Here is a 14,457-nt window from a genome sequence, read left to right as displayed (position 1 = left end):
TTTCCGCTCCCGTTGTTACTGTATCATTTTTTCCAGTAGTTTCAGGGCTTCTTCCAGTTTTGGATTTACGGCGTCCGTTTGCAGGGCCTCCCGGACGCAGCTTCGTATATGGGCTTGCAAAATCTGCTGATTGGCGCTTTTTAATAACGCCTGCGTAGCAAGAAGCTGATTGGAAATATCCACGCAATAGCGATTTTCCTCAACCATTTGCAGGATACCGTCTAACTGTCCTCTGGCGATTTTTAGCTTGTGAACAATATCGCCTTTCTTGGCCTTCATAAACGGCCCGTTACTGGATACTGACGAGCTGATAGCCAGCGTCCTCGATAGCAGCTTTCAGCACAGCATCCGGCACATCCTGGTCAAGCTGCACCTGGGCCGACTTACTCTCCAGGGAAACATCCACATCCTTGATGCCCTGGATGTCCCGCAGCGCCTTATCAACGTGTTTTACACACATTCCGCAAACCATTCCTTCGATGTTCAATACTTTTTCCATGTGAATTGCTCCTTTTCGTTCTTGTTTAATCGTTGTTTGTTCATGCATAGGGACTGAATCCCGTTCTGTATTGGCCTGATGCTTCGCCTTGAACCACCGCAGACGCAGGGCATTGGACACCACGAATACCGAACTGAAACTCATAGCAAAAGCGCCGATCATGGGGTTCAGCTTCCATGCAAAGGGAAGATAGAATACGCCTGCCGCCACCGGAATACCGATGATGTTGTAGATAAACGCCCAGAACAGATTTTGCTTGATGTTGCGGATAACCGCCTTACTAAGCTGGATTGCCGTGGACACATCCAGCAGATCGCTTTTCATCAAAACAATGTCCGCTGACTCAATCGCCACATCCGTTCCGGCCCCGATAGCGATACCAACATCCGCTCTGGCAAGGGCCGGAGCATCGTTGATACCGTCACCGACCATCGCCACCTTCTTACCGACGCTCTGCAAACGGCGGATTTCCTTCTCCTTATCCTGGGGGAATACCTCTGCCACGACACGATCCACGCCGACCTGACGCCGAATCGCTTCTGCGGTCTTTGCATTGTCGCCGGTCAGCATGACCACCTCAATGCCCATGCCGGTCAATTCCGCTATGGCCTGCTTGCTGGTGGGCTTAACTACATCCGCCACGGCAATGACACCAATAAGCTGACCGCCACGGGCAAAGAACAGAGGTGTTTTCCCGTCAACCGCCATTTCCTCGCCCAACTGAAGGAGTGCGCCGCCATTGATGCCATTTGCCGCCATCAGTCGGCGGTTTCCGGCAAGGCACGTTTCGTTTCCGATCTGACCCACAAGGCCCTGACCGGGAATCTGCTTGAAATCATCCACCGGGAGGAAGGAAAGTTGTGCTTTTTCGGCCTCTGCCACAATCGCGTCCGCCAGCGGATGCTCGGACAGCTTTTCCAGCGAAGCAGCGATTTGCAGCATCTCCTTTTGTGGAACACCCTCTTTGCAGAGCATATTTGTCACCACGGGCGTACCCTGGGTAATCGTGCCGGTCTTATCCAGCACAACCGTATCAATGTTATGGGCCGTTTCCAGGGCCTCCGCCGATTTAATCAGGATACCGTTGCTTGCGCCCTTGCCGGTTCCGACCATAATGGCCGTAGGCGTTGCAAGGCCCAGCGCACAGGGACAGGAAATGACCAGGACAGAAATGCCGATAGATAGGGCAAATTCAAAGCCATATCCCAACAGCAGCCAGACAATGACTGCAATCAGCGCGATGCTGATAACCACCGGAACAAACACGCCGCTGACCTTATCAGCCAGTTTCGCAATAGGGGCCTTGGAGCTGGTCGCTTCATCCACCAGACGGACGATCTGTGCCAGCGTGGTATCATCGCCCACCTTGGTGGCCTGCATCTTGAAATAGCCGGACTTACTTGTGGTCGCGCCGATCACTTTGTCCCCGATATGCTTCTCCACGGGGATGCTCTCGCCGGTCAGGGCAGATTCATCAACGGAGGAAAAGCCCTCGATGACAATACCATCCACCGGCACAGACTCACCGGCCTTGACAATCAGGGTTTCGCCCAACTGCACTTCTTCCACAGGCACCTGAAGCTCTTTTCCATCCCGCTCCACGGTAGCTGTTTTGGGAGCCAGATTCATCAGCTTTGTAATTGCATCCGAAGTCTTACCCTTTGCGCGGGCCTCCAGGGTTTTGCCCAAGGTGATAAGGGTCAGAATCATGCCTGCGGATTCAAAATACAAATCCATCATAAAGCTGTGAACCGTAGCCATATCCCCATGACCGAATCCGATGCCGATTTTGTAAATGGCGTAAATGCCATAAACGATTGCGGCGCTGGAGCCTATCGCAATCAGCGAATCCATGTTAGGCGAGCCGTGGAACAGGGTCTTGAAGCCCATCCGGTAATATTTGAAGTTGATGAACACCACCGGGATCAGCAGCAGGAATTGGGTAAATGCAAAGCTGATTGCATTTTCCATCCCCAGCAAGGAGCTGGGGATCGGCCACCCCATCATGTGACCCATAGAAATATAAAACAGTGGGATCGTAAAAAGGGCAGAAAGCAGCAGCCGCTGTTTCATCTGCTTGTATTCTACCTGCGCCGTACTGACCTCCGGTTTTGCTGCCGGTGTGGTCGTGCGGCTCTTGTTTTGTGCGGAGGCTTTGGGAATCGCGCCATAACCGGCCTTTTCAACGGCCTGGACGATTCCCGCCGTATCCAAAACGGATTCATCATAAGAAGCAACCATGCTGTTTTTTAACAGGTTGACGGACACTTCTTTGATGCCAGGTAGCTTTGCCACGCTCTTTTCCACTCTGGTAGAGCAGGCCGAGCAAGTCATACCCGTAATGTCAAATTGCTCCTTTTGCAAAATCATCCCTTCTTTCTTATAAAGATTTGTGCGAGTACCCCTCCCCCGTAGGGAACTAAATACCGTTATGAAAAGGGGCGTTTGGCATCTTGGGGGAAAGATGCTAAAGCCCCGAACATAAAGTTTACGCACAAGGTCTTTGACCGTTTTTCATTATACTTATCCTGCTTCTCCTTTGTCTGCTCCAAAGTGGAGCTTTTTTTATCCAAAGAGAAATGAGGTTTTTTGCTGGAAATCCAATCGGCAGGTTCTCCAATCCAAAGGGCAGAACCGCTCCCAAATCCATTGACTTTGAGGGTTTTCGTGAATATACTGGCAGCATGAACGATTAAACAATCTTTTAATTGTTCAGCCATATCAAGCCAACCAAATACCAAAATGAAAGGGGGCTTTCTCAATGAAAAAGACCATTAAACTGCTTGACCTGGACTGCGGCCATTGTGCTGACAAAATCCAGAACGCCGTGAAGAAGATTGATGGTGTGACCAGCGTATCCGTCAACTTCCTGGGTCAGAAGATGGTTCTGGAAGCGCCGGACGATCAGTTTGACGCTGTTCTGGCCGAAGCAAAGACGCTGATTAAGCAGATCGAGCCGGATGTGACTGTTAAGGCGTAATGAAAAGCTGGACACCGGCTGCCACAAGGTAGCCGGTGTTTTTCATCAATAGACAGAAAAAGCGTGACACGCTTTATGCTGCAACGAAAGGAGAATACACTATGACACGAAAACAAAGGCACTTGCTCACACGCATTATCGTGGCGGCGGTGCTGTTTCTTGCAGGCAGCTTGCTCCATCTCCCTGAATTGGCGGAGATGGCGGTCTTTCTCGTCTGCTATGTGGTTGTCGGCTGGGATATTGTCTGGAAGGCAATCACGAACATCCTGCATGGACAGGTGTTTGACGAAAATTTCCTGATGACGATTGCCACCATCGGCGCACTCATTTTGGGCGAACATTCCGAGGGTGTCGCCGTTATGCTGTTTTACCAGGTGGGCGAATGGTTCCAGTCCTATGCGGTGTCCAAGTCCAGAAAATCTATCGCAAGCCTGATGGACATTCGCCCGGACTATGCTAACATCGAAAGGGACGGAAAACTGGTTCAGGTTGACCCGGACGAGGTTCAGATCGGAGAAACCATTGTTGTGAAACCGGGAGAGCGCATCCCGCTGGACGGTACGATTCTCAAAGGCTTCTCCACCCTGGACACTTCGGCCCTGACCGGAGAATCCATGCCCCGCGAGGTGGAGCCGGGAATGGAGGTCATCAGCGGCTGTATCAACCAGACCGGCATCCTGAACATTCAGACCACAAAAGAATTTGGGGAATCCACCGTAGCCAAAATCCTTGACCTTGTGGAAAACGCAAGCGATAAGAAGGGCCGTATTGAGAATTTCATCACACGCTTTGCCAGGTATTATACCCCGGTAGTGGTATTTGCTGCTCTGGCGCTGGCAATCCTGCCGCCGCTGATTACCCAGCAGCCATTCAGCACCTGGATTTACCGGGCCTTGACCTTCCTGGTGATTTCCTGCCCCTGTGCGCTGGTCATCTCCATTCCGCTTAGTTTCTTCGGAGGCATCGGCGGCGCGTCCAAGATCGGCGTTCTGGTAAAGGGCAGCAACTATCTGGAGGCCCTGGCAAATACCGAGGTCGTGGTCTTTGATAAGACCGGCACACTGACAAAAGGCTCCTTTGCGGTCAGCGAGATCCACCCTGTCGGCATGAAGGAAGCGCAGCTTTTGGAGCTGGCCGCATACGCTGAGGACTACTCCAACCACCCGATTTCTCTTTCTATTAAAAACGCCTATGGACAGAAAATCGACAACAGCCGAGTTTCCGATGTCCAGGAAATTGCCGGTCACGGCGTGCAGGCCGTGATTGACGGGAAAACGATTCTGGCCGGAAACACCAAGCTGATGGAGAAAGCGCATATTAAGTACACGCCATCCTCAGCTGTCGGCACCGTGGTCTATCTGGCCTGTGACGGGAAATACGCTGGATGTATCATCATTGATGACGAGATCAAGGCCGATGCTCCAGCCGCAATCAAGCTGCTGAAATCTGCCGGTATCCGCAAAACGGTCATGCTGACCGGCGATGCAGATGCCGTTGGAAAGAAAGTCGCAGGGCAGCTTCATCTGGATCAGGTTTATACTGAACTGCTGCCCGCTGATAAGGTTGACCGCGTGGAAAGCCTGCTGAAGCAGAAAAGCGAAAAAGGTATGTTGGCCTTTGTTGGGGATGGTATCAATGACGCTCCCGTACTGGCGCGGGCCGATGTCGGTATTGCTATGGGCGGCTTGGGTTCCGATGCGGCCATTGAAGCTGCTGACGTGGTTCTTATGACGGATGAACCGTCCAAAATTGCCGCTGTTATGAAGATCGCCCGTAAGACTATCCGCATCGCAAATCAGAATATTGTGTTTGCCCTGGGCGTGAAATTCCTGGTTCTGATTTTAGGTGCGCTAGGCTATGCAAATATGTGGGCGGCGGTGTTCGCGGATGTAGGCGTTTCCATTATTGCGATTCTCAATGCCATCCGCGCCATGCGGGTCAAGCTGCCGGATATGCCAGCGGGCAGCACAAATCAGGGTTAAGCGCAATAGAAATGCGCCGCAACTTTCACACGCTGCGGCGCATTTCCTTATTGTTCAGTCGGGCATGATACTTCAAACAACGCATCTATGGCATAATGCAGGAGCTTTGCCTGCGGCGTGTCCGACAGCGAATAATAGACTTCTTTTCCGTCCCTGCGGCTTGAAATGATCCCGCTCTTTTTTAATATCCGCAGATGATGTGACACAGCAGGGGCGCTCATATCCACAGCCGCCGCGAGATTGCATACACATTCTTCACAATGGCACAGCAGCCACAGAATCCGCAGCCGGGTCGGATCGCCAAGCTGCTGAAATAAAAATGATATATCCTTAAACCCTTCCGCAGAGGGCATCTTATTTAAGACTTTTTCAATATTCTGTCCGTGGTTATGGGGTAGATTGTAATGCGGCATAAAAATCAGCTCCTTCCTGTGACTATGATACTGACATAATTCTTGTCTGTCAAACAGCTTCATTATAGATTGGAGAAAAATACATGAACGAAACAGAGAAAAAAACTTTTTCCGCTCCAAGCCCTGGCGAATTGGAACAATTAACCGAGCTTCACAAAGCGATGGGCGATTACACACGGATGCGGATACTTTGGTATCTGATGCAGAAAGATTCTTGCGTCAGCGAACTGGCACAAAAGATGGAGGTCACAGAATCGGCCATATCCCACCAGCTTCGTGCGCTTTGGATTGTCCGGTTAGTGCAATCACGCAAGGCCGGGAAAAACGTGATTTATTCCTTGCAGGACGAACATATCCGGTGGATTCTTGAAGAAACCTACGCTCATATTTCAGAAAGATAAAAACGCAGCCCCTGTGCTGTTTTGCAGGGGCTGCGCGGGTATTCAATTACAGCGTTTCGTAGGAAACCAGCTGGCTCATCGGGATGCGCTGCTTATTGAAGCGATTGGGGTCGCCGGTTCCTTCATCGGAATAGCCGACAACCAGAATGTTGACCGGCTCCAGGTTGGCCGGGAGGTCAAATTCCTTGCGCAGAACATCGGGCTTGAAGTAGCATACCCACACCGTTCCAAGGCCCAGCTCTGTGGCCTGGAGCATCATGTGGTCGGTCAGGATGGAGGCGTCAATGTCACCGGTCTGCTTCTGATCGAAAGGCCGTACCCACGCCTTATCGTGATCGGCGCAAACAATAATAGCCAGGGGCGCACCGTAGATATTGGCCGCTTTACTGATCTTCGCAAGACCTTCCTCGCTCTGAACGGCAATCAGGCGAATCGGCTGAAGGTTGGCAGCGGTCGGGGCCACATGAGCAGCCTCCAGAATCTGCTCCAGCTTCTCAGGTTCTACCTTCGTTTCCTTGTAATCGCGTACCGACATACGCTGCTTTGCAATCGTGATAAAATCCATAATATATAGTCCTTTCAGTATTTTTATTTTGAGCATATCAAATCAACCATTGACCTAATTGTAGCACTAGAACACAAAACCGCAAGAATGCACTTTTTCGGAAGATACTTCCCAAAAAGATAGCACCTTGCGGGAAAGGAGAGCCATTTTATGAAATGTGAAAAAAATCAATTCAACTGCCCAGTTGAGGCAACCCTGTCTTTGATCGGCGGCAAGTATAAGCCGTTGATCCTCTGGCATCTGATTGACCATCCATTACACTATATGGAGTTACAGCGGCTGATTTCAAACGCCACGCCGAAGATGCTTTCGCAGCAGCTTCACGATCTGGAAAACAACGGCATGATTCATCGTGAAGTGATTCCAGAAAAGCCGCCCAAGACGGTATATTCTCTTACCCCATTTGGACAGAGTATTGTTCCTATTCTGGATGCAATGTGCCAGTGGGGAAACAACTATCTGGACGGCCTGGATGTTCAGCCGCCATGCTGTCAAAGTCGCAAATAAAAGGCTGGGCATAGCTGACGAAAAACGGCTATGCCCAGCTTATATTTTCTGCTCTAAATTTGTGACTGCCGGACGTAATTGCACAGCGCGGCAAAGTCAACATGGGGATTCTTACTTAAAATCTGTTGCAGGCTTTCCCCGGCCTTTTGATGCAGCTTCGGCTTTTTCAGATCGTCCAAGCGGAAGAAGATATTGAGCCGCCTGCCGACAGTAAACAAAAGCCTTTCATCCGGTGGCAGGGTCAGAAAGCGGTCAATCGTAGAGAGCATTTCCTGTTTCTCTGTTCGCAGATTTCCCCTGACCTCCAGAAGCAGATTGACGATGTGTTCATTCACATAGTAACTGTCCATCTCATGTAGCTGCTGCAAGAATAACTTTTGCTCTATAACGATTTCTTCCTCCGATTGCAGAGTAAACGAGCCATCCCTGACAAACTCGCCCAGCTTGGACTCTAGCTTAATACCCGTGGCGTGGACACGGATAAAATCAGGCTGGATGATGTTCAACGCCTTTGCTGTTTGAGCAGCATTTTCTTCAGACAGCTCCTTGCCGCCGATCCCCAGCAATATGAACTCCGACAAGATCATGTCCGCATCTTTTGCCATGCAGCCGCTTCGTACAACGGTAGCGGAACCGTTCATTGCTAAAGCGGTTGCTATTGATTACCCGAAGCAGATAGTCGGTAAACTTTGGTGGCATGATGCTCTCAATACTTACCACAACTTTTCGCTCCGGGCTGTTATGAATTTGAGTAATCAGGGAAGAAAGCACCTGCGGAGATAAGATGATAAAATCCATTTCTCCCTTGATAATTAGCGTGTACTCTTTCATTTTAGGTCCCTTTTTCATACGGCCAGTGTAACCGACACTGGCCGTATGTTAGAATACATCAATCAGTTGCCCGCAGTCTTTCCACGATACTTTGCTTCTCCAAATTCTTAAAGCAGATATATGGAATAACGATTGCAAACGCAATCAAAATCGGCGTACAGATTCCCAGCGGCAATAGTGTAAAGTGGAATGTTGCCGTCCAGTCACCGGCTACCATCATACGGACACCAACAGCTACTGCCACAGTGCCTAATACATAAGCTGCCAACAAAGTGCTTCCCGCGTAATACAAGCCCTCGTCGATCAGCATACGCCGGAGCTGCCGTTTTGTCATGCCGATGCTCTGGATCATGGCAAATTCTTTCTGGCGGGAAACAATCGCTGTTACCATCGAATTGACGAAATTCAGAATACCCACAAAAGCAATGATAAGGCTGATTGCAAAGCCCATCACAGTGTTCGCCCGTGTCTGTTCCTGATAATGCTCAATCAAAGTGGATTTCGCAGTATAATTCAGGCTCTTGTCCACGTCTTGTTGATATTGGATCAGCATTTCTTCCGCCTGCGGCTGGTATTCCTCGACTACATCAAAGAACAGCTTCCGCAGAGTGTTATCCGGGTACATGGCCCGGAATGTATCGGCAGGAAGATAGAAAGAAAGGAAATCTTGTGTGCTGCTGTTTACGCCCTCGGTAATGGTGGGAATATCCGCCACAATCGCCATAACCTCGTATTGCTGGCCGTTCAACTCTACCGTATCACCAACAGAATAAGTCGGCTGTGTTTCTTTCCCACTGTCCTCTGCACCGGTAGCCGCTTCCATCACTACATAGCCCCCGGACAAGAATTTCCCTTTGTCAAAGGTGCCATCCAACATCCTGCCGTCCTGTGCAAAGGTGTCCAGAATCAGGCCGTCAATGCCGTATAGAATGGAAGTACATTCGCCGCTGTCGATCATGTCGTGATAGGCTTCTGCCAGCCCTGCATCCGTTGCTTCAATATAGGTCAGCCGGTCATCAGCGTTATAGTAGGTCTGGATATTTTCAAGAGCAGACGCCCCGATTTTATGTGTAAATACCTGCGAATACAAACGCCCTGTTGCTTCCAGCCCGGAAAGTCCCTCAATGTTCTGTACCAGCTCCGGGGAAATGGTGGTGCCATAGGGATTATAGGTGCCAAAGGTGGAAGAAATCGAACTGTCCTCTACCTCAAAATCACTAATAACTGTCTGGCTCATGTACTTATCAATATCGAAGCTGGCATTTTTCGCATAGACACATGAAAGCAACACAAGCCCCAGCGTCAGGGAGCAGATTACCGTAATGGTACGCTTTTTGTTCCGGCCTAAGTTAGCCAGAGCCATCTTCGGGATGCTTGCGCCGCCGGTGCTTTTCTTTGTTTTCCGTTTGCTGTTCGTTCCGGTGTCGGTGTAGCGCAGAGCTTCCATTGGGGAAACCTTACCGGCGATTTTCGCAGGCTTCATGCAGGAGATCAGAACCGTCAAATAGGCAAACAGCGCAGAGCCGATGAAGATATAGGGATTGACCGCTGTTTTGGCTTCTCCCGTTGTCCCGGTTATCATTACCGGCACCAGCACAGCCCCCAGCAGATACCCGATCACAAGCCCGATAGGAATACCAATCAGCGACAGGCGGTTGGCCTGTCCGTAAATCATCTTCTTTAACTGTCTTTTGGTTGTCCCCAAAGTTTTCAGTCGGCCATAAAAGCGGATGTCACTGGCAACGGAGATCTGAAAGATGTTATAGATAATCAGATAACCGCTTGCAAATACCAGAACCATGCAAATTGCCATCGGCAGAACTTCACGGTTGATATTCTGGTTCATTGTGGAATCATAAGCGGCATTGGGAGAAAGGGACACATTGGAAAGGCCGGTGTCGGCTAAAATCTGTTCCGCCGCCCCTTCCAAATTGCTGTCGCTGTATAGGTCGATATGGAGCATCACCGTTCCTAATACCTGCCCGTTTGCCAACTGTTCCACTTGGTCGATACCTGCACACTGGCTTTGAACAAAGGCTTCGGAAACCCATGCCATACTTGCCATAGCAGCAGAATTTCCATTCCAATAGCCGGAGAGGGTGAATATACTGGTGGTGATTTCTTCACCGTTTAAGTCCTTACGCCATTGCAGGGTGATTTTCTGCCCCAATTCATAAGGCAGCCCCATTTTATCAAGGGTAATGGTGTCCAAAGCAATCTCGTTTTCCTGCACCGGCATGGTTCCCTCGGTGGGATAGGAAAAGCTGGAACGGGCATAGTTTTCGTCCGCATAGCGGATTTCTACCTGCCGCCCGGTCAACTCCTTGTTTTCAGCAATTCCAACCACAATGCTTTTGCCAAAGTCCCGGACAGCTTCATGGGTGGTGATCTTCTCCACATCCGCGTCCGTCATGATGCCGGAACTCAAATGGCTGTTATATCCGGCCTGCTGAAAATTCATGTTCCGCAGGTTTTCAACCATGCTCTGCGATAGGACAAACAGGGATGTAAACATTACCGTTGTCAGAACAATGGCAAAGATGGCAACCAGATTGCGCGTTTTGTTTGCCTTGAAACTGCGGTTTGTCAATATGCGTATCATTGATTTTTGTCTTTTCATGGTATCACCGCCTTACTCTGCAATCCGGCCATCTTCGATATGAATGGTACGATCTGCCTGCGCTGCAATTTCCGGGTTATGGGTAATCATTACAATGGTCTGATGAAATTTCTGACTGGTGACTTTCAAAAGCTTGATCACTTCATCACTGGTCTTGCTGTCCAGATTGCCGGTCGGCTCGTCGGCAAGGATGATCGCCGGTTTGCTTGCTAAAGCTCTGGCAATGGCGACGCGCTGCTGCTGGCCGCCGGACAGTGTATTGGGCATATTGTAGAGCTTCTTTTCCAGTCCCAGCAAAGCCACGATCTCTTTGATAAATTTTTGATCCGGCTTTTTCCCGTCAAGCTGGATGGGCATTACGATATTTTCATACACATTCAAGATGGGAACCAGATTGTAGTTCTGAAAGATAAAACCGATCCGCTGGCGGCGGAACACAGTCAAGTCCTCGTCTTTCAGCTTGCCCAGCTCGTAATTATCTACCCTGACAGAGCCGGAAGTGGGGCGGTCTAATCCCCCCAGCATATTCAACAGGGTTGACTTGCCGCTGCCGGATGTGCCGATGATGGCAACAAACTCGCCCGGTTCAATCGAAATGTTTACGCCGTCCAGCGCCTTAACAATATTCGGCTCGGTGCAGTATTGCTTTGTCAGTTGTTTGGTGCTTAAAATACTCATGTTCTATAACCTCTCTTTGCTTTTTTGTGTTTTTTCTTCATTATATCCGGGCAAAAGAAAGGCACAATGGAAAATGCGTAAACTAACATCTACAATGAAAAAACTAAGTCTGCACAAAAAGAAACGCCGCTTCGTGAAGAAGCGGCGTCGATCCGTTAAGGAATTGGGATCAGAATTTTCAAAAGGTAAGTTCCATCCTCCTGACGGAAGCTGCACTGTCCGTCATATTTTTCAACGGCTTTTTTGATATTGGGAATACCAAAGCCATGTACGAAACGATCTTTCTTTGTGGTTCCATCGGCTGGCTGTGTTCCCGGTAAGGTGTTGTTTTCCACCGTGATAATCAGCATATCCCGAACACGCTCGGCCTTGACAGTAACCAATCGTTGATCTTCCGGCAACCGTTCGCTGGCCTCCATAGCGTTGTCAATGGCATTGCCAAATATGGTGCTGATGTCCAACGGTTCTATGAAGTCCACACCCTTGAAATCAACCAAAGCCGAGAAATCAATCTGCTTTTCGCGGGCTTTTGCTGCCTTATCCTTTAGAATGATGTCAAGGAACTCGTTTCCTGTATGCACATAGTCCTCATAGTCTGCAATTTGAGAGCGGAGTGTTTCGGCCATCTGCCGGGTTTCTGCTGTATTCTGCCTGCTTTCCATGACAAGCAGGTGGTTTTTCAGGTCGTGGTAGATGGAGCGGACACGTTCTTCTTCGGCAATGCGCTCTTTGTAATAATCCCGCTGTGTTTCCATCTGCTGTACTTGGTATGCCGTCTGCATGGAATCATAGATATAGGCCGCTAGATACATACACCCGAAACTGGAAAAAATAGAAGCCCAACAGATGGGATAAACAATCGCAGTATTTTCCGGCATAAAGTAGATAATGGTGGAGATTGCCTCAAATGAGGCAAGAATCAGCATATCAATAATCAACCATGTCTTTATGTTAAGATGGGACGGAATTTTTCCCAAAAACCTCCGCAAAACCAACCACGCGCCGATCCAGAACAGTAAGCGCAGTAAAAGTGACACTGTATGAATAGCTGCACCGATGAGCATTAGTGTTGGGGATTGCAAAGTCTCCTCATAACTTGCTTGGGTTATGATTTTGAATAATCGGCCCCCGGTGTCAAGCATTAAGTAGTTAATGGCAATGAGTGATGGATAAAAAACAAGCATGACCGATAATTTCTCCATGAATGTCCCACGATAAAACAGCAGAACATAGAGAAAAAACAACAACATCGTACCGAACAGACTTCCGGCATCATTGGAATAGATAATAGAATCAGCCAAATAGCCACAAACCAGAAACGCTATAACTTTCAGCACCACATTTTTGCGGAGAGGAAGAAAGGATTTCAGAATAAGAAAGAAAACCGCTGTATATCCCCATGCCAATAGAAAAGAGAGAATTTCAAAAAAGCGCATCATAAGAAATCCCCCCAATAGTCCGTCAGCCGTTCCATAAATTCTTTCCGTTTGGGCTGGCTGATGGGAATGACCTCACCTGTAATCAATTCAATATCCAGCTTCTTGATGCCTTTCACATAGAACAGATTGACAATATAGCTGGTATGGCAGCGCACAAAGTCTTTGTCGCAAAGTTCCCGTTCCACCTCTTTCATGCTCTTATAGCAGATAATATTTTCCTGCTCGGTATGGAACATCAGATTGCGGTTATAGGTTTCAACGTATCGAATGGATTTCAGCGGCACCTTATATTTGCCGGTATCATTGGTAATCACCAGAGAGGGGATATCTTCTTTCTGGCTGCGCTCCACGAATTTGTCCATTTCTGATTTGAGCCGGGCATATTTCATGGGCTTAATGATGTAGTTCGTCGCATGGTATTTATATCCCTCAAGCCCATACTGTGTAAGAGTAGTCAGGAAAATAATACCCACGGTTTCGTTCATCTGCCGGATGCGCTCGGCAGCATGAAGTCCGTCTACCATCTTCATTTGAATATCAAGGAAAATCAGGTCTATGGTTGGATCGTATTTCTCGATCAGCTCCATACCGTCATAGTACGGGATAATCTTTATGTTCCGGCCTGTTTCCTTGCTGTATTGGTTCAGTAAGTCGGTCAAATACTGAACAAAGTCTTTTTCATCATCACAAATTGCTATATGCAGCACTGTATCACCTGCTTTCGTTATACCGTCTGTCCTTTGGCTTCTCTGCCTCCTTGGGGATCAGCCAGACACCGGCCATTTTGACAGCACCGGGGATGCGTCCATCGGTGCAGTAATAATTTATCTGACGGGACGAAACGCCCCATTTTTCGCTTGCCTCTTTGAGCGTCATGTAATCCATGTTCACACCTCTAACAATTTATTTTATTATATTTCATTTGCTCGAAGAATACAAGCCCGCAACCATGCTGTCAAAAAAGAAAATCGGTATAATCGTACATCTTGTCAGGCATAATAAGGTCATTCCATCATATAAACCGGAACAATACAATATTATTGAGGTGAACGATTATGCCGATTGATGATTTAACTGCTTTAGGGCAAAAAATGCGGGAAGCCCGAAAGAATAAAGAGCTAACACAGCAGGAGCTATCTGATCTGAGCCATGTTTCTGTAAAGCAAATCGCCAATATCGAAAAGGGGAAAATGAATCCCTCTTATTTGATTTTAAGAGCATTGGCAAAGGTCCTGCACATCTCTTTAGATACGCTTATAAATCCAGATATTTCTCTGGAAGATGAAGGTGTCAATCAGATGAAAATGCTTTATTCCACCTGTCCGCCAGAAATGCGTGACACCCTGTCACATCACACACAGGAAACGGTGAAAGAACTGACAGAGTTGTCCGAGAAATTTGAAACGAATTGAGCCAGTGAGTGAAATTTAACGATTCTCTCACTGGTTCTTTTCATTTTCGGTGAAAAGAGGCAAGCAATGCCTGTGTTAATACACACAGGCCCGCAGAGAAGAAAATCCCTTTGTGATTTTCCTCTCCGCT

At 48.6% G+C, this 14,457-nt stretch carries 16 protein-coding genes; 5 read left to right on the top strand and 11 right to left on the bottom strand.

Translation table 11 applies throughout. From position 1 onward, the window contains the following. Positions 1 to 15: 15 nt before the first annotated feature. Genes DWY93_RS14315 through DWY93_RS14305 form a run of 3 tightly spaced genes read right to left on the bottom strand, consistent with a single transcriptional unit; the run spans position 16 to position 3,219 of the window. Entirely contained in the window at positions 16 to 279 is a 264-nt protein-coding gene (locus DWY93_RS14315) for a metal-sensing transcriptional repressor (RefSeq protein ID WP_002578546.1), read from the bottom strand. Positions 280 to 289: 10 nt separating this feature from the next. After that, the gene (locus DWY93_RS14310; RefSeq protein WP_227108924.1) at positions 290 to 2,869 is read right to left on the bottom strand and encodes a heavy metal translocating P-type ATPase; all 2,580 of its coding nucleotides are present in this window, start codon (positions 2,867 to 2,869) and stop codon (positions 290 to 292) included. Between the two features lie 59 nt (positions 2,870 to 2,928). Continuing rightward, positions 2,929 to 3,219, bottom strand: a complete 291-nt coding sequence (locus tag DWY93_RS14305) for a hypothetical protein (RefSeq protein WP_117472533.1) — start codon at positions 3,217 to 3,219, stop codon at positions 2,929 to 2,931. Between the two features lie 41 nt (positions 3,220 to 3,260). On the opposite strand from DWY93_RS14305, the gene DWY93_RS14300 reads away from it, so the two are divergent. Together DWY93_RS14300 and DWY93_RS14295 are read left to right on the top strand one after the other, a co-directional pair. Then, on the top strand, positions 3,261 to 3,479 hold the full coding sequence (locus DWY93_RS14300) for a cation transporter (RefSeq protein WP_002576192.1): 219 nt from the start codon (positions 3,261 to 3,263) through the stop codon (positions 3,477 to 3,479). A gap of 101 nt (positions 3,480 to 3,580) precedes the next feature. Then, positions 3,581 to 5,461, top strand: a complete 1,881-nt coding sequence (locus tag DWY93_RS14295; RefSeq protein ID WP_002576193.1) for a heavy metal translocating P-type ATPase — start codon at positions 3,581 to 3,583, stop codon at positions 5,459 to 5,461. A gap of 47 nt (positions 5,462 to 5,508) precedes the next feature. Here DWY93_RS14295 and DWY93_RS14290 read toward each other — a convergent pair whose 3' ends face one another. After that, entirely contained in the window at positions 5,509 to 5,874 is a 366-nt protein-coding gene (locus DWY93_RS14290) for a metalloregulator ArsR/SmtB family transcription factor (protein ID WP_117472531.1), read from the bottom strand. An 83-nt stretch (positions 5,875 to 5,957) separates the two neighbouring features. Here DWY93_RS14290 and DWY93_RS14285 point away from each other — a divergent pair, with 83 nt between their 5' ends. Next, the gene (locus DWY93_RS14285) at positions 5,958 to 6,275 is read left to right on the top strand and encodes a metalloregulator ArsR/SmtB family transcription factor (RefSeq protein WP_002576195.1); all 318 of its coding nucleotides are present in this window, start codon (positions 5,958 to 5,960) and stop codon (positions 6,273 to 6,275) included. Positions 6,276 to 6,321: 46 nt separating this feature from the next. Here DWY93_RS14285 and DWY93_RS14280 read toward each other — a convergent pair whose 3' ends face one another. Beyond that, entirely contained in the window at positions 6,322 to 6,840 is a 519-nt protein-coding gene (locus DWY93_RS14280; RefSeq protein ID WP_002576196.1) for a nitroreductase family protein, read from the bottom strand. A 150-nt stretch (positions 6,841 to 6,990) separates the two neighbouring features. Here DWY93_RS14280 and DWY93_RS14275 point away from each other — a divergent pair, with 150 nt between their 5' ends. Continuing rightward, a complete protein-coding gene (locus tag DWY93_RS14275; protein WP_009003386.1) occupies positions 6,991 to 7,347 on the top strand; it encodes a helix-turn-helix domain-containing protein in 357 nt (118 codons plus the stop codon). A 53-nt stretch (positions 7,348 to 7,400) separates the two neighbouring features. Here the strand turns inward: DWY93_RS14275 and DWY93_RS14270 are convergent, their stop codons facing one another. From DWY93_RS14270 to DWY93_RS14245, 6 genes are all read right to left on the bottom strand, one after another. Then, positions 7,401 to 7,952 (bottom strand): coproporphyrinogen III oxidase, encoded by a 552-nt coding sequence (locus DWY93_RS14270; protein ID WP_227108925.1) that lies wholly within the window; start codon positions 7,950 to 7,952, stop codon positions 7,401 to 7,403. 284 nt (positions 7,953 to 8,236) lie between these two features. Continuing rightward, positions 8,237 to 10,798 (bottom strand): ABC transporter permease, encoded by a 2,562-nt coding sequence (locus DWY93_RS14265; protein ID WP_117472529.1) that lies wholly within the window; start codon positions 10,796 to 10,798, stop codon positions 8,237 to 8,239. A gap of 12 nt (positions 10,799 to 10,810) precedes the next feature. Beyond that, positions 10,811 to 11,476: an ABC transporter ATP-binding protein gene (locus tag DWY93_RS14260; RefSeq protein WP_117472527.1), complete on the bottom strand. Its 666-nt coding sequence runs from the start codon at positions 11,474 to 11,476 to the stop codon at positions 10,811 to 10,813. Positions 11,477 to 11,631: 155 nt separating this feature from the next. Next, complete coding sequence (locus DWY93_RS14255) at positions 11,632 to 12,915, bottom strand: ATP-binding protein (RefSeq protein WP_117472525.1); 1,284 nt, start codon at positions 12,913 to 12,915, stop codon at positions 11,632 to 11,634. Continuing rightward, positions 12,912 to 13,622 (bottom strand): LytTR family DNA-binding domain-containing protein, encoded by a 711-nt coding sequence (locus tag DWY93_RS14250; RefSeq protein WP_117472523.1) that lies wholly within the window; start codon positions 13,620 to 13,622, stop codon positions 12,912 to 12,914. Before DWY93_RS14250 ends, DWY93_RS14255 begins: the two co-directional genes overlap by 4 nt. Before the next feature lie 4 nt (positions 13,623 to 13,626). Then, the gene (locus DWY93_RS14245; protein ID WP_002576203.1) at positions 13,627 to 13,800 is read right to left on the bottom strand and encodes a helix-turn-helix domain-containing protein; all 174 of its coding nucleotides are present in this window, start codon (positions 13,798 to 13,800) and stop codon (positions 13,627 to 13,629) included. Between the two features lie 170 nt (positions 13,801 to 13,970). Between DWY93_RS14245 and DWY93_RS14235 the strand changes: the two genes are divergently transcribed. Next, positions 13,971 to 14,327, top strand: coding sequence for a helix-turn-helix transcriptional regulator (locus DWY93_RS14235; protein WP_117472518.1), 357 nt, complete (start codon positions 13,971 to 13,973; stop codon positions 14,325 to 14,327). The last annotated feature ends 130 nt before the right edge of the window (positions 14,328 to 14,457 follow it).

This window comes from Clostridium sp. AF28-12, from assembly GCF_003435225.1.
Lineage (GTDB): Bacteria > Bacillota > Clostridia > Lachnospirales > Lachnospiraceae > Pilosibacter > Pilosibacter fragilis.
This window is presented reverse-complemented; position numbering and strand designations above follow the sequence as displayed.